The sequence below is a fragment of the Serratia sp. MMO-28 genome (assembly GCF_037199905.1).
Lineage (GTDB): Bacteria > Pseudomonadota > Gammaproteobacteria > Enterobacterales > Enterobacteriaceae > Chania > Chania oryzae.
In genome coordinates this window covers 41,297-56,342 of record NZ_JBBCVB010000002.1, presented here as the reverse complement: position 1 = coordinate 56,342, position 15,046 = coordinate 41,297, and the positions used below count along the sequence as shown (strand labels likewise).

The 15,046-nt window shown below is 55.3% G+C and carries 13 protein-coding genes and 1 tRNA gene; 8 read left to right on the top strand and 6 right to left on the bottom strand.

Annotated features, from left to right (window positions below; translation table 11 throughout):
• Positions 1-214 precede the first annotated feature (214 nt).
• The 3 genes from WG891_RS01910 to orn all read right to left on the bottom strand — a co-directional run bounded on the left by WG891_RS01910 (position 215) and on the right by orn (position 3,031).
• The gene (locus WG891_RS01910; protein ID WP_337261557.1) at positions 215-2,002 is read right to left on the bottom strand and encodes a tyrosine-type recombinase/integrase; all 1,788 of its coding nucleotides are present in this window, start codon (positions 2,000-2,002) and stop codon (positions 215-217) included.
• A gap of 226 nt (positions 2,003-2,228) precedes the next feature.
• Positions 2,229-2,304 (bottom strand) — tRNA-Gly (locus tag WG891_RS01905).
• Positions 2,305-2,485: 181 nt separating this feature from the next.
• Positions 2,486-3,031: an oligoribonuclease gene (orn, locus tag WG891_RS01900; RefSeq protein ID WP_337261558.1), complete on the bottom strand. Its 546-nt coding sequence runs from the start codon at positions 3,029-3,031 to the stop codon at positions 2,486-2,488.
• Between the two features lie 150 nt (positions 3,032-3,181).
• On the opposite strand from orn, the gene rsgA reads away from it, so the two are divergent.
• The 3 genes from rsgA to mscM all read left to right on the top strand — a co-directional run bounded on the left by rsgA (position 3,182) and on the right by mscM (position 8,578).
• Positions 3,182-4,231: a small ribosomal subunit biogenesis GTPase RsgA gene (rsgA, locus tag WG891_RS01895; protein WP_076943069.1), complete on the top strand. Its 1,050-nt coding sequence runs from the start codon at positions 3,182-3,184 to the stop codon at positions 4,229-4,231.
• An 86-nt stretch (positions 4,232-4,317) separates the two neighbouring features.
• Positions 4,318-5,205 carry an archaetidylserine decarboxylase gene (gene asd, locus WG891_RS01890; RefSeq protein WP_337261559.1) on the top strand — a complete coding sequence of 296 codons (888 nt, stop codon included), beginning with the start codon at positions 4,318-4,320 and terminating at the stop codon, positions 5,203-5,205.
• Positions 5,206-5,224: 19 nt separating this feature from the next.
• Complete coding sequence (gene mscM / locus WG891_RS01885) at positions 5,225-8,578, top strand: miniconductance mechanosensitive channel MscM (RefSeq protein WP_337261560.1); 3,354 nt, start codon at positions 5,225-5,227, stop codon at positions 8,576-8,578.
• 50 nt (positions 8,579-8,628) lie between these two features.
• On the opposite strand, the gene epmA is transcribed toward mscM, so the two are convergent.
• Positions 8,629-9,606: an elongation factor P--(R)-beta-lysine ligase gene (gene epmA / locus WG891_RS01880; RefSeq protein ID WP_337261561.1), complete on the bottom strand. Its 978-nt coding sequence runs from the start codon at positions 9,604-9,606 to the stop codon at positions 8,629-8,631.
• Positions 9,607-10,011: 405 nt separating this feature from the next.
• Here epmA and frdA point away from each other — a divergent pair, with 405 nt between their 5' ends.
• The 5 genes from frdA to blc all read left to right on the top strand — a co-directional run bounded on the left by frdA (position 10,012) and on the right by blc (position 13,936).
• A complete protein-coding gene (gene frdA, locus WG891_RS01875; RefSeq protein ID WP_337261562.1) occupies positions 10,012-11,808 on the top strand; it encodes a fumarate reductase (quinol) flavoprotein subunit in 1,797 nt (598 codons plus the stop codon).
• On the top strand, positions 11,801-12,535 hold the full coding sequence (locus tag WG891_RS01870; RefSeq protein ID WP_337261563.1) for a succinate dehydrogenase/fumarate reductase iron-sulfur subunit: 735 nt from the start codon (positions 11,801-11,803) through the stop codon (positions 12,533-12,535). Before frdA ends, WG891_RS01870 begins: the two co-directional genes overlap by 8 nt.
• Positions 12,536-12,551: 16 nt before the next feature.
• On the top strand, positions 12,552-12,944 hold the full coding sequence (gene frdC / locus WG891_RS01865) for a fumarate reductase subunit FrdC (protein ID WP_076943075.1): 393 nt from the start codon (positions 12,552-12,554) through the stop codon (positions 12,942-12,944).
• A 12-nt stretch (positions 12,945-12,956) separates the two neighbouring features.
• Positions 12,957-13,316 (top strand): fumarate reductase subunit FrdD, encoded by a 360-nt coding sequence (gene frdD / locus WG891_RS01860; RefSeq protein WP_076943076.1) that lies wholly within the window; start codon positions 12,957-12,959, stop codon positions 13,314-13,316.
• 86 nt (positions 13,317-13,402) lie between these two features.
• On the top strand, positions 13,403-13,936 hold the full coding sequence (blc, locus tag WG891_RS01855) for an outer membrane lipoprotein Blc (RefSeq protein WP_337261564.1): 534 nt from the start codon (positions 13,403-13,405) through the stop codon (positions 13,934-13,936).
• Here the strand turns inward: blc and sugE are convergent.
• Positions 13,930-14,247 (bottom strand): quaternary ammonium compound efflux SMR transporter SugE, encoded by a 318-nt coding sequence (gene sugE / locus WG891_RS01850; protein ID WP_076943078.1) that lies wholly within the window; start codon positions 14,245-14,247, stop codon positions 13,930-13,932. The two genes, blc and sugE, sit on opposite strands and share 7 nt — an antisense overlap.
• A 200-nt stretch (positions 14,248-14,447) precedes the next feature.
• The gene (gene efp, locus WG891_RS01845; RefSeq protein WP_076943079.1) at positions 14,448-15,014 is read right to left on the bottom strand and encodes an elongation factor P; all 567 of its coding nucleotides are present in this window, start codon (positions 15,012-15,014) and stop codon (positions 14,448-14,450) included.
• Positions 15,015-15,046: the final 32 nt, after the last annotated feature.

The window sequence follows — 15,046 nt, the reverse complement described above, 5'->3', positions numbered from 1 at the left end:
TGTGTCGGGAAATGTTAATTCCACCCAGGATTGGGTATGCTGGTAGACAGCCATAGCGTTAGTCCTCTGTAACGTTGTGGTCAGAGGCCCGGCAGTGTTCCTAGCACTGTCGGGTCTCGCACTTCAAGCGTGCTGCTTTTGCCGCTTGCCGGATCACTCTAAGCCAAGTTTTTGGCGGTGACAAGCGGCTGGGTGTACATTTTTCACACAACACTCAACCATTGCTCACCGATCTCAATGACATATTGTTGCTGCGTAAAAGCGTACAGAGCGCATCGACAATCTGTTGCCGGTTACGCAACGTCACAATATCAATCGCTCGCTTGCCGGTACTCTCATGAGGCGCTATCAGTGCATGATAAATCTGCCAGGGGTCGATATCTTTCACCTGTTCCAGTACCGCCCAGACGAGAGATTGTCTAACAGGGTCCAGTTGCCAGTCCGGCAGGCGCTGCCCCCGATTCCCCATGCTGATGGCCAGCAGTCTCCCCGCCTTGATATCCCGATTAATCTGGTCACGCGATTTACCCACCAGTTTGGCGAACGTCGGCAGTGGCAGATTATGTGGCGCTTCGTAGATGGCAAGACGCTCGGCATACTCCCGCTGAATGTCGGTCATCATCGGTTGCGGACGTTCTTTGTTGCGGGTGATCACCGTCAGTACGCTTTTCACCGGGGGTAACGGAGCAGGTTTCTGCAGTTCGGGTTCAGTCGCCGGGAGGGAGGCTGTTACGGGTTCAGTGGGAACGCTCAGTACTGCCTGCACCGACGTCGTCTCCTGAAAACCGTGCTCTGCCCACTGGTCCAGACGGTCGGCCCAGCTTTGCATCATGTCCCGCCGCTGTTCGATATATTCGGCGTGATTATAGGCGGCACTCACCTTGTCTTTATCGCTGTGGGACAACTGCGCTTCTATCCAGGGTTTGGGGTAGCCAAGTTCATTGAGTGCGGTAGAGATCGTGCCACGGATACCGTGTCCGGTCAGGAGATCAACATACCCCATGCGGCGCAACGCGCCATTGAGGGTATTTTCGCTGATGGTTTTATTCAGATCGCTCCGATGCGCCAGCAGGTAACGCTGGGCGGGGTGCATTTCATCCAGGAGGTATTTCACGATCTCCATCGCCTGCCGGGAGAGTGGGACGATATATGGGGCGATATTCTCGCCCGTGAGCTGCTGAAGCTGTTTGACGTTTTCAGGGGGGACAAACCACAAGCGCTGCTCCAGATCAAACTGATCGGGTGTGGCATGGCGTAATTCGCCGGTTCTGACGCCAGTCAGTAACAGCAGGGTCAGGCCGAGTTTAGTCTGAGTCGCCCCACCATAGGCATGCAATGTCTTGATCAGCTCCGGTAATTCCTGCATCCGTAGCCAGGGATTATGTTTGACCGGTTTCTTAGGGACAGCAACGATATCAAGATCAGTCGCCGGGTTCACCAGCAGGCCGGTTTCGATCATCGCATAACGGAAAAGCTGGTTCAGCCAGGTTCGACATTTTTCTGCGGTGGTCAGTGCGCCACGGCGCTCTATTTTACGCAGAATTTCCAGAATATCGGCACGGGTAATGTCGAAGATGGACAGTGTGCCAAGCCAGGGCAGGATATCTTTGTTGAAGATGCGTTCAATTTGGGACAGCGTACTCTGCCGCCCTTTTTTGAGCGTCAGGGCACGAAAGGCACTCCAGTTCAAATAAACATTGTTAAAGGTGTGCGCGGCTTTTTCATTATTTGACTGGCGATCTTTCCGGCGCTGGATACGTGGGTCGATGCCTTTGGCAACCAGTGAACGAGCATCATCACGGAACTGACGGGCTTCTTTGAGGCTGATTTCAGGGTAGGTGCCAAAGGAGATACGGCATCGAACACCCAGCCAGGTAAAACGAAAATGCCAGTTCTTATAACCTTCAGGTGCAACATGCAGCGACAGACCATCGGTATCGCTTAAGGTGTAGGATTTTTTGTTGGGTTTAGCTTTGCGGACAGCGGTATCGGATAAAGGCACGGTATTGACCTCCCATCGTTAATGACAGGGGGAGGTTACGTTTCTTCTCCAGGGGCTCCCAGTATAAAACCGCACTACCTGCGTTCCGCTTTTATGTACCGAAATATGTACCTCAAAGTCGTGGCTTGAGGCGGTTTTTATTGGAACTGGGTAACACATCCAACAGTGAATTAACCAGCACAATCAATAAGTTGTGGTGCTTGATGGTTTACTGTGGAAGAAAACTTGGAGCGGGAAACGAGACTCGAACTCGCGACCCCGACCTTGGCAAGGTCGTGCTCTACCAACTGAGCTATTCCCGCCCGGCGTATCGATGGCTGAACTGAACTAAATTCTTCATCGGTACGGGGTGCGCATTATACGAGAAATCCTTTTCGCCGCAAGCCCCTGGAAGCAAAAAAACGGGAATTTTGTTTGATTGCTGTTTTAAACGTCAAAGTGGCGAATTAAGCGCCAGCAAGGTGTTCAGAGGAGCTGTCCGCACTATAGCTGAATAAAATGCTCGCGGTAATACGCCAATTCCGCCACCGATTCACGGATATCGTCTAACGCCTGATGGGTTCCCTGCTTCTTGAAACCGGGTAGAATTTCCGGCTTCCAACGACGCGCCAGCTCTTTTAACGTGCTGACGTCCAGATAACGGTAATGGAAGTAAGCTTCCAACAGCGGCATATAGCGGAACAGGAAACGGCGATCCTGGCCCACGCTGTTGCCACAGATTGGCGACTTGCCCGCAGGCACCCACTCCTGCAAAAACGCAATGGTGGCCAGCTCAGCGGCACGTTCGTCGAACTGGCTGGTCTTGACCCGTGCCACCAACCCGCTGCCGGTATGGGTCCGCACGTTCCAATCATCCATCAGAGCCAGTTGCTCATCAGACTGATGCACGGCGATCACCGGCCCCTCGGCAAGGATATTCAGATTGGCATCGGTCACCAACGTCGCGATCTCAATAATCCGGTCGCGCTCAGGATCCAGCCCGGTCATCTCCAGATCGATCCAAATCAGGTTATTTTCGTTTCCTGTCATGATATTTCCTGCTTAAAAGCCGAAAGATAAACCACACGCCGGCAAACCCACAGCCAATGGCGGCTAACAACGGTTATTTAATATAAAATAGTGTGTATCATAGCCTTTTTGCTCGTCCTGGGCGATAAAAGCCAATTCAAGTGAGGCACAGTGAGTAAGAACAAACTGTCCAAAGGTCAACAACGCCGCGTGCAGGCGAACCATCAGCGCCGTCTTAAGCGCACTGACAATAAACCAGAGTTGGACGATTCCCAACTGGGCGAACCGCAAGACGGCATCGTTATCAGCCGCTTCGGTATGCATGCCGACGTTGAAGCAGCGGACGGCACCCTGCATCGCTGCAACATCCGCCGCACCCTGCGCTCGCTGGTGACAGGCGATCGCGTAGTATGGCGCCCTGGCGTAGGTGCTCATGAAGGGGTCAAAGGTATCGTTGAAGCGGTACACGAGCGGACTTCGGTGCTGAACCGCCCGGATTTCTACGACGGTGTGAAACCGATCGCCGCCAATATCGATCAGATCGTGATCGTATCGGCGATCTTACCTGAACTTTCACTCAATATGATCGATCGCTACCTGGTGGCCTGTGAAACGCTGGAAGTCGAGCCGTTAATCGTACTCAATAAGATCGATCTGCTGGACGCCGAAGCGCGCAAACGGGTCGACGGCATGATGGATATCTACCGGCGCGTTGGCTATCGCGTGCTGGAAGTCTCCAGCCAGACCCGCGAGGGAATGGCTGCCTTTGAGCAGGCACTGGCAGACCGTATCAGCATCTTTGCCGGGCAGTCCGGCGTAGGTAAATCCAGCCTGCTGAACGCGCTGTTACCCGCAACGGAAAAGCAAATTCTGGTAAATGAGGTTTCCGATGTCTCTGGCCTCGGGCAACATACCACCACCGCGGCACGGTTGTATCACTTCCAGCATGGTGGCGATGTTATCGATTCCCCTGGAGTGCGTGAATTTGGCCTGTGGCACCTTGAGCCGGAACAAATCACCCGTGCCTATGTCGAATTTCGTGACTACCTGGGCGGTTGCAAGTTCCGTGATTGCCGCCACGATACCGACCCTGGCTGCGCCATTCGCGCCGCGGTGGAGAGTGGTGCCATAGCGAGAGAACGTTTCGACAACTACCACCGCATTCTGGAAAGCATGGCGCAGGTAAAAACCCGCAAAAACTTCCCGGAAGCGGAAAGTTAAGCCCAAATATACCCATGGATTTCAGGTTGCAGCCCAAGGTGCTGCCGCTTGAAAGAGCCAGGAAATCCCTATTCAAGAGGTTAAACGTGCTGGATAGCATCAAAATTAAACTACAGTATTGGCTGCCAAAATTGGCACTGACCCGTCTCGCGGGTTGGGGTGCCGAGAAACAGGCCGGTTGGTTGACTCAACTGGTGGTTAAGGCGTTCGCCCGCTATTACCGCGTGAATATGCAGGAAGCACAGAATCCGGATCTGGCCTCTTATGCCACCTTCAACGAATTTTTCGTGCGCCCGCTGCGTGAAGGTGCCCGCCCGATCGTCGCCGAACCGCAGGTGCTGGCTTTACCCGCCGATGGTGCCATCAGCCAGCTCGGCCCGATCCAGGACGACCTGATTTTCCAGGCCAAAGGCCATCATTACAGCCTGGAAGCGCTGCTGGCAGGCAATTACCTGCTGGCAGAACAATTCCGCAACGGCCTGTTTGCCACCACCTATCTGGCACCTAGCGACTATCATCGCGTTCATATGCCGTGCGATGGCGTATTGCGCGAAATGATCTACGTTCCCGGCGATCTGTTCTCGGTTAACCCGCTCACTGCCGCCAACGTGCCAAACCTGTTTGCCCGTAATGAACGCGTGATTTGCCTGTTTGATACTGCTATAGGCCCGATGGTGCAGATCCTGGTCGGTGCCACCATTGTTGGCAGCATCGAAACCGTCTGGGCTGGCACCGTCACGCCACCGCGCGAAGGCATTATCAAGCGCTGGACCTACCCGGCCGCAGGTCATGAAAGCGCCATTGCGCTGGCAAAAGGCGAGGAAATGGGGCGTTTCAAACTCGGTTCCACGGTGATCAACCTGTTCACACCGGGCAGCGTGCAATTTGCTCCACAGTTGCACAATGGCACCGTGACCCGTATGGGTGCGGCCTTTGCTGAAATTGCCGCCGCGTCAGACGCTGCCGCACCGTAAATGTGAAGGAATTGACGCTGTGCGCCTGATTATCTCGTTATTGCTCAGTTTATTACTGATTCAACCGGCTCTGGCCGCCCCCATTCCCAACGAATCACAGCTCCGGCAGGAGCTGAAACAGGCTGAGAGCAACAAAAACGCCCCCAATCAGGCGGAAACGGTCGAGGCGCTGCAAAGCGCCCTGAACTGGCTGGCTGAGCGCAAGCAATCAAAGAACAATTCAGAACAGTATCAAAGGGTTATTGACGACTTTCCGAAAATGACCCAGGAACTGCGCCGTCAGTTGACCATTGAGGAAAGCAAAGTTCTGCCGAATGGCGACAATCTGTCAGCCAGCGAACTGGAACAACTGATTCTGCAAACCAGCAGCCAACTGCTGGAACAGGCGCGCCTGCTGCAACAGGAGCAGGATCGTTCGCGCGAAATCAGTGATTCTCTCAGCCAGTTACCCCAACAGCAGACCGAGGCCCGGCGGGCGCTGACAGAAATACAGCGCCGCCTGCAGGCACAAGGCAATAACCAGAACTCGCCATTGGCGCTGGCACAGCTGGCGTTGCTGCAGGCCGAAGCGGCGGCACGCAAGGCCAGGGTGGATGAGCTGGAACTGGCACAGCTTTCGGCCAACAACCGTCAGGAACTGGCGCGTATGCGCGCCGAAGTCTACAAAACACGCCACGAAAAGACGGATACCCAGCTACAGGCGCTGCGCAACAATCTGAACAGCCAACGTCAGCGCGAAGCCGAACGGGCGTTGGAAAAAACCGAGCAGTTGGCAGAGCAGAACGGCGATCTCCCCAAAAGTATCAACCAGCAACTGCAGATCAACCGCGAGCTTTCTACCGCCCTGAACCAGCAGGCGCAGCAGATGGATCTGATCTCCTCTCAGCAGCGTCTGGCAGCCGCACAAACGTTGCAAGTGCGTCAGGCACTCAGCACCATTATCGAGCAGGCTCAATGGCTGGGCACCTCTTCCGCACTGGGGGAAACCTTACGGGCACAGGTTGCTGCGCTGCCAGAAATGCCAAAACCGCAGCAACTGGACAGCGCCATGGCCGAGTTACGCGTGCAGCGCCTGCGTTTTGAAAGCCAACTGGAAAAGCTGCCGCAACAGGCTAAAGAGCTTAAGCAGGACGATGGCTCCCCGCTGACCAGCGCCCAGCAGCGCATTGTCGATGCGCAGATACGCACCCAGCGCGAGTTGCTCAACTCGCTGCTTTCGGGCTGCGATACCCAAATCCTTGAACTCACCAAGCTGAAAGTCGCCAATACTCAGCTGGTCGATGCGCTGAACGAAATCCGCGATGCCGCCCACCGTTATCTGTTCTGGGTACCAGACGTCAGCCCGGTCACGCTGTCTTATCCGCTGGCCGTTGCACATGATCTGACCCGTCTGCTGTCGCTAGACACGCTGACGCAGCTCAGCGGGGCCTCGATGATGATGGTCACCAGCAAGGAAACCCTGATACCGATCTTCGGCGCGCTGCTGCTGGTGATTTTCAGCATCAGCTCACGCAAGCACTACCATGCGTTTCTGGCACGCGCCAGCAGCCGGGTTGGCAAGGTGACACAAGATGAGTTTTCTCTGACGCTGCGCACCGTATTCTGGTCGATCCTGGTGGCATTACCCTTACCGGTTCTGTGGGCCGCGTTAGGCTTCGGCCTGCAAAACGCCTGGCCTTATCCGGTGGCCGTGGCGATCGGCGACGGCGTTACCGCCACGCTGCCAGTGCTGTGGATCTGCATGATCAGCGCCGCCTTCGCCCATCCGCAAGGGCTGTTTATCGTGCATTTCCGCTGGCCGGCGCAGCAGGTTTACCGCGCCATGCGCTATTACAAGATGTCGATCTGGCTGATCGTGCCATTGATTATGGCGCTGATCACCTTCGATAACCTGAACGAACGCGAATTTTCCAATACCCTTGGCCGCCTGTGTTTCATCCTGCTGTGCCTGGCGCTGAGCCTGGTGACCAACAGCCTGAAACGCGCCGGGATCCCGCTGTATCTGGACAAAAACGGCTCAGGCGAGAACCTGGTTAACACCGCGCTCTGGGGCCTGCTGCTTTCGGCGCCGCTGGTTGCCGCGCTGGCTTCTACCGTCGGTTATCTGACAACCTCGCAGAAACTGCTGGCCAGGCTGGAAACGTCGGTGGCTATCTGGTTCCTGTTGTTGGTGGTGTATCACATTATCCGCCGCTGGATGCTGATTCAGCGGCGGCGCATTGCCTTCGATCGCGCCAAACAGCGCCGGGCGGATATTCTGGCCCAACGCGCCAAGGGCGAAGACGAAACATCGCACACTCCCAACAGCAATGAGGGATCGATGGAGGTGGATGATACCGAGATCGATCTTGATGTGATCAGCGCGCAGTCGCTGCGCTTGGTCCGTTCGATCCTGACGATGATCGCGCTGGTTTCGGTGATCTTCCTGTGGTCCGAGATCCATTCCGCGTTCGGTTTCTTGGAAAACATTACGCTGTGGGATGTCACGTCAACGGTCAACGGGGTCGATACCGCCCAGCCGATCACCATGGGCGCACTGCTGATCGCCATTCTGGTGCTGATCGTGACCATGCAACTGGTGCGCAACCTACCGGCGTTGCTGGAGCTGGCGGTATTGCAGCACCTGGATCTGACGCCGGGCACCGGCTATGCCATCACCACCATTACCAAGTATCTGTTGTTGCTGTTTGGGGCGATCCTCAGCTTCTCGTGGATCGGCATTGAATGGTCAAAACTGCAGTGGGTAGTGACCGCACTCAGCGTGGGTTTGGGCTTCGGGATGCAGGAGATTTTCTCCAACTTTATCTCTGGCCTGATCATTCTGTTTGAGAAGCCGATCCGCATTGGCGATACCGTGACGATCCGCAACCTCACCGGCAGCGTTACCAAGATCAACACCCGCGCCACCACCATTTCGGACTGGGATCGCAAAGAGATCATCGTGCCTAACAAGGCATTTATTACCGAGCAATTTATCAACTGGTCGTTGTCAGACACCCTGACCCGTGTGGTGCTCACCGTACCGGCACCGGCAGAGGCCAACAGCGAAGAAGTGACCCAGATCCTGACCAACGCGGCCGAACGCTGCGCACTGGTGTTGGATACTCCGGCACCGGAAGTGTATCTGGTCGATCTGCAGCAAGGTATTCAGATCTTCGAGCTGCGAATTTACGCCGCCGAAATGGGCCACCGCATGCCGCTGCGCCATGAGATCCACCAGTTGATTCTGGCCGGTTACCGCGAGCATGGCATTACGCTGCCGTACCCACCGTTCCAGGTGCGAACCGAAACGCTGTCGCGCCTGAGCAATAACAGCCGCACACCGCCTTCCACCGCAGCACCAAATCATCGCCGCGAATCAGGTGGGTTATAAATGCAAAAGGGTTTGGCCAGTGCCAAACCCTTTTTTGTCTTGCGTAACGCTTAAGCCCGATCGACCGGGAAGGCGATCACTTCACTCAGGCGCTCTGCTCCCAACGCCAGCATCACCAGACGATCGACCCCCAGCGCCACCCCGGCACACTCGGGCATGCCGTGCTGCAGCGCATCCAGCAGGTTATTGTCAATCGGCTGCTGCGGCAGCCCGCGCGCCGCGCGCTTACGGTTATCTTGCTCAAAACGCTGGCGCTGTTCATTGCCGTCGGTCAATTCCCGGAAGCCGTTCGCCAGTTCAATGCCTTTAAAGTAAACCTCAAAGCGCTCTGCTACGCGGTGATCTTCCGTACTGATTTCAGCCAATGCCGCCTGCGACGCCGGGAAATGATACACAAACGCAGGCCTGTCGCGGCCAATGTGCGGTTCAACGCCGACGGTAAACAGCAGTTGCAACAGCGTGTCGCGATCTTCTTCAGTATCGGCAATATTGCTCAGATCGAGCTTGGCCGCTGCTTCACGCAATTGCGGTTTTTCTGCAGAGAGTGGGTCGATATCCAAATGGCGCAAAAATGCCTGCTGGTAGGACAGGGTCTCGGCGCTATCGCAATCCAGCACCTGCTGCAATAGATCGTCCACCTCATTCATCAGGCGATACATGTCGTAATGCAGTCGGTACCATTCCAGCATGGTAAATTCAGGATTGTGATACCGCCCGGCCTCTTCATTACGGAAACTGCGTCCCAACTGATAAATGGGGCCGCTACCGGCCGCCAGCAAGCGCTTCATGTGATATTCCGGGCTGGTCATCATGTATAGCGTCAGGCCATCTGCCGCCCCAGGCCCGACGAAGCGCGTCTGAAACGGAAACAGGTGAATATCGGTAACCGTCGCCTGGCTCATTGCAGGCGTTTCCACCTCCAATACGCCACGATCGGCAAAGAAACGCCGGATCTCAGCCAAGATCGCCGCGCGTTTCAACAAATTGGCGATGGGTGCACTCGGTTGCCAGCTTGCCGTTTCGCTCATGATAATTACTCCGAAATCAAACAGGGGATGCAGTCTACTCGTATCCTGCTATGCAAACAAATTCTTCACCACCGGACTTCCTCTTTTAAAATCATAAAAAACATAGTCACCATATAAACCACCGCGAATACGGTGAATTAGAGTTAAAGGGCTGCCAACCCCTTATTTTTACAGGAATGCCTCTCGCCCAGCAGTTAAAAGGCAAAACAATCGATCACATCAAATTTCTACTACTTAACTTTAGGTATAGTGATATCCCTACATTTGCCGGGAGTTATCTATCCTTAATGTTCAGCAATGTTCAGCCAAACGGCATGCTAAACAAACGATCACCCAAGAGCTTTATAAATATTAAGTATAGATATTTTCATTTTGTCGTTTTAACAAGACTACTGGAGGAATGCAGTGCAAACCTTTAACGCCGACCTCGCCATTATTGGCGCTGGGGGTGCCGGTTTACGGGCAGCTATCGCTGCTGCGGAAGCCAATCCCCAACTCAAAATCGCGCTGATATCTAAAGTTTACCCGATGCGCAGCCATACGGTAGCCGCCGAAGGGGGCTCCGCCGCTGTCACCCAAGCTCACGACAGCTATGACTATCACTTCCAGGACACCGTTGCCGGGGGCGACTGGTTGTGCGAGCAGGACGTGGTCGATCACTTCGTTCACAGTTGCCCGCGTGAAATGACCCAGCTTGAGCAGTGGGGTTGCCCGTGGAGCCGCAAACCGGACGGTTCGGTCAACGTGCGTCGTTTCGGCGGCATGAAGATCGAACGCACCTGGTTTGCCGCCGATAAAACCGGCTTCCATATGCTGCACACTCTGTTCCAAACCTCGCTGAAGTATCCGCAAATTCAACGTTTTGACGAGCACTTCGTGTTGGATATCCTGGTGGACGACGGCCAGGCTCGCGGTCTGATCGCCATGAACATGATGGAAGGCACCCGCGTGCAGATCCGCGCTAACGCGGTGATCATGGCAACCGGCGGGGCTGGCCGCGTTTACCGTTATAACACCAACGGCGGCATTGTCACCGGCGATGGTATGGGCATGGCGTTCCACCACGGTGTGCCGCTGCGCGATATGGAGTTTGTGCAGTATCACCCTACCGGTCTGCCGGGCTCTGGCATCCTGATGACCGAAGGCTGCCGCGGTGAAGGCGGTATTCTGGTCAATAAAGACGGGTACCGTTATCTGCAGGATTACGGCATGGGCCCGGAAACCCCGCTTGGCGAACCGAAGAACAAATATATGGAGCTGGGCCCGCGTGACAAAGTGTCCCAGGCTTTCTGGCACGAATGGCGTGCTGGCCGTACGGTTCCCACGCCGCGTGGTGACGTGGTGTATCTGGATCTGCGCCATCTGGGCGAGAAAAAACTGCTGGAACGCCTGCCGTTCATCTGCGAACTGGCAAAAGCCTATGTGGGCGTTGACCCGGTTAAAGATCCGATCCCGGTACGCCCAACCGCGCACTACACCATGGGCGGGATCGAGACCGATCAGAACTGCGAAACCCGCATTAAAGGGCTGTTCGCGGTAGGGGAATGTTCCTCCGTTGGCCTGCACGGTGCAAACCGCCTGGGCTCTAACTCGCTGGCAGAACTGGTGGTCTTTGGCCGCGTAGCCGGTGAACACGCCGCACGCCGTGCGCTGGAAAGTGGCCCGGCCAACGGCAGCGCGCTCGACGCGCAGGGGCGTGACGTGGAAACCCGTCTCAGCAACCTGATGAAGCAGGAAGGCAACGAGAACTGGGCGAAGATCCGCGACGAAATGGGCCTGTCGATGGAAGAAGGCTGCGGTATCTACCGCACGCCGGAACTGATGCAGAAAACCATCGATAAGCTGGCAGAGCTGAAAGAGCGCTTCAAGCGCGTCAAAATCACCGATACCACCAACGTGTTCAACACCGATCTGCTCTATACCATTGAACTGGGTTACGGGTTGGACGTTGCTGAATGTATGGCGCACTCCGCCTTCAACCGTAAAGAATCGCGCGGGGCGCACCAACGCTTAGACGAAGGCTGCACCGAGCGTGACGATGTGAACTTCCTGAAACATACGCTGGCGTTCCACAACCCGCAGGGGGCGCCTCGCCTGGAGTATAGCGACGTGAAAATCACCAAGCTGCCACCGGCCAAACGTGTTTACGGCGCCGAAGCCGATGCACAGGAGAAAAAGGATAAGGAGCAGGCGAATGGCTGAGATGAAAAACCTGAAAATCGAAGTGATGCGCTACAACCCGGAACGCGACGCCGAGCCGCATTTCGAGACTTACAGCGTGCCTTACGATGAGCAGACTTCGCTGCTGGATGCCCTGGGTTATATCAAAGATAACCTGGCACCCGATCTGTCCTACCGCTGGTCATGCCGTATGGCCATTTGCGGTTCATGCGGCATGATGGTCAACAGCGTGCCGAAGCTGGCCTGTAAAACCTTCCTGCGCGAATACACCGCCGGTATGAAGGTTGAAGCGCTGGGCAACTTCCCGATCGAACGCGATCTGGTGGTCGATATGACCCACTTTATCGAAAGCCTGGAAGCGATTAAGCCTTACATCATCGGCAACAATCGTAAACCGGAAGACGGCCCGAACGTGCAGACCCCGGCACAGATGGCGAAATACCATCAGTTCTCCGGCTGCATCAACTGTGGCCTGTGCTATGCCGCTTGCCCACAGTTCGGCCTAAACCCGGAATTTATCGGCCCGGCGGCGATCACGCTGGCACACCGTTACAACCTGGATAACCGCGATCACGGCAAGAAAGAACGCATGCCGCAGCTCAACGGCCAGAACGGTGTCTGGACCTGTACGTTTGTTGGCTACTGCTCTGAAGTCTGCCCGAAACACGTCGACCCGGCCGCTGCGATCCAGCAGGGCAAGGTAGAAAGTGCCAAAGACTTCATGATCGCAATGCTGAAACCGCAATAAGGGAGAGGAGACAGCAATGACAACACAACGTAAACCCTATGTGCGTACCATGACACCCACCTGGTGGCAGAAGCTCGGTTTTTACCGTTTCTACATGCTGCGTGAAGGTACATCGGTGCCTGCAACCTGGTTCAGCATCGTACTGATCTACGGCGTTTTTGCGCTGAAAGGCGGCCCTGAAAGCTGGGCCGGTTTTGTCGGCTTCCTGCAAAACCCGCTGGTGCTGCTGATTAATATCATCACCCTGCTGGCCGCGGTGCTGCACACCAAAACCTGGTTCGATCTGGCGCCTAAAGCCGCCAATATCGTGGTAAACAGCGAAAAAATGGGGCCAGAGCCGATCGTTAAGGCACTGTGGGCCGTGACGATTGCCGTCACGGTGATCATTCTCGCCGTCGCCTTAATCTAACCCGGAGGAAACATGATAAATCAAGCACCTAAACGCTCTGATGAGCCGGTTTTCTGGGGATTATTTGGTGCCGGTGGCATGTGGGGGGCGATCGTTGCTCCCGCTATCGTGCTGCTGGTCGGTATTATGCTGCCCCTTGGCCTGTTCCCCGGTGACGCATTAGGCTATGAGCGCGTACTGGCATTCTGCCAAAGCTGGATCGGCCGTCTGTTCCTGCTGTTGATGATCATTCTGCCGCTGTGGTGCGGGCTACACCGTATCCACCATGCCATGCATGACCTGAAAATCCATGTGCCTGCTGGCAAATGGGTGTTCTATGGCCTGGCAGCGATCCTGAGCGTCGTGGCACTGATCGGCGTTGTCACCTTGTAAATCCCCCGGCGGCCAGCCTCCGTTGGCCGCCATCCTCGCCCTATGGTATACATCGTTTATCTTCTACTGATAAACAGGTATTACCTATGCGTTTTTGGTCAAAACTTGGCGTGATGTTATCTGCCGTAATTTCCGTTGCTTGCAGCGTGACCCCACCGAAAGACATCAAGATAGTGGACAACTTCGACAGCCAACGCTACCTCGGTACCTGGTATGAAATCGCCAGGCTGGATCACCGCTTTGAACGTGGCCTGGAGCAGGTAACGGCCAATTACAGCCCGCGCGCAGACGGCGGCCTGAAAGTGGTTAACCGCGGATTTAATGCACAGAAACAGCAGTGGCAGGAGAGCGAAGGGAAAGCCTATTTTATCGGCTCGCCGCAGGTTGCCTCGTTGAAGGTGTCGTTTTTCGGCCCGTTCTATGGTGGCTATAACGTGATCGATCTGGATCCTGAATACCGCTACGCGCTGGTTGCCGGCCCGAACCGCGACTATCTGTGGATCCTGTCACGCACGCCAACGATCGACGCCGCCACACGCGACAGGTTAGTGCAAGTGGCCAAAGGCTATGGTTTTGATACCACAGCCCTGGTGTGGGTGAAACAGCCAACCGCTCAGTGACTGCTGAATTTCAGCCCTAAAATACCGGCGACGATCAAACATAAGCTGAGAATGCGCATGATATTGGTCGATTCGCCGAGTAGCACCATGCCCATTACCGCTGCCCCAACCGCACCGATCCCGGTCCACACCGCATAAGCGGTGCCAGCGGGCAGCGTTTTCATCGCATTAGCCAGCAAGATCATACTGACCACCATGGCAGCAACCGTAATGATGCTCGGAGTCAGACGGGTAAAACCATGGGTATATTTCAGGCCAATCGCCCACACGACCTCAAGCAGGCCAGCAAAAATCAAAATGATCCACGCCATGAACAGGCTCCAGAACTGATGGGGTCGTCCCCGGGCAACAAGATGCGCAGGTGGGTCGTCCCGCCTGGCTGGGTGAAGATAGAGATAATAACTAACGTTGCGCCGAAAGGCGACAATCGCTCTATAGGGCTGAAGGGTAAACCGGTAAAAAAGAAGAAAATCAGAGGAGCCACGCAAACCGTGGCTCCTCTAAACAGAAATTATTTTACGCGCGAAACGTATTCGCCAGAGCGGGTGTCAACTTTGATCACTTCGCCGATCTGCACGAACAATGGCACTTTCACTACTGCGCCGGTGCTCAGGGTCGCTGGCTTGCCGCCGGTACCTGCGGTATCACCTTTCAGACCTGGATCGGTGTCAGTCACCTCTGCTTCGATGAAATTTGGCGGCTGCACGGCGATCGGGCGGCCATCCCACAGGGTAACGATACATTCCGCATTATCCTGCAGCCATTTTGCTACGTCGGACACGGTTTTCTCTTCAACCTGATGCTGTTCAAACGTCTCAGGGTGCATGAAGTGGAAGAACTCACCGTCGTTGTACAGATAGTTCATGTTAGTATCTACAACGTCTGCGCCTTCACAGGAATCCGTAGATTTAAAGGTCTTCTCAACGCGAGTACCGGTCAGCAGACGACGCATTTTCACGCGTGCGAAAGCCTGGCCTTTGCCCGGTTTTACGAACTCACTGGCTTCGACAGCGTAAGGTTCGCCCTCGAACATGATTTTAAGACCCGGACGGAAATCGTTGCTAGAATAAGTCGCCATAATGGCCCTCTGAATATTTAAATTGGTAGCTT

Bases quoted from the DNA above. Each gene is read 5' to 3' on its own strand.
- WG891_RS01870 (WP_337261563.1), top strand. From the start codon at position 11,801: ATGGCTGAGATGAAAAACCTGAAAATCGAAGTGATGCGCTACAACCCG.
- orn (WP_337261558.1), bottom strand. From the start codon at position 3,031: ATGACAGGAAACGAAAATAACCTGATTTGGATCGATCTGGAGATGACC.
- frdC (WP_076943075.1), top strand. From the start codon at position 12,552: ATGACAACACAACGTAAACCCTATGTGCGTACCATGACACCCACCTGG.
- frdD (WP_076943076.1), top strand. From the start codon at position 12,957: ATGATAAATCAAGCACCTAAACGCTCTGATGAGCCGGTTTTCTGGGGA.
- epmA (WP_337261561.1), bottom strand. From the start codon at position 9,606: ATGAGCGAAACGGCAAGCTGGCAACCGAGTGCACCCATCGCCAATTTG.
- sugE (WP_076943078.1), bottom strand. From the start codon at position 14,247: ATGGCGTGGATCATTTTGATTTTTGCTGGCCTGCTTGAGGTCGTGTGG.
- blc (WP_337261564.1), top strand. From the start codon at position 13,403: ATGCGTTTTTGGTCAAAACTTGGCGTGATGTTATCTGCCGTAATTTCC.
- efp (WP_076943079.1), bottom strand. From the start codon at position 15,014: ATGGCGACTTATTCTAGCAACGATTTCCGTCCGGGTCTTAAAATCATG.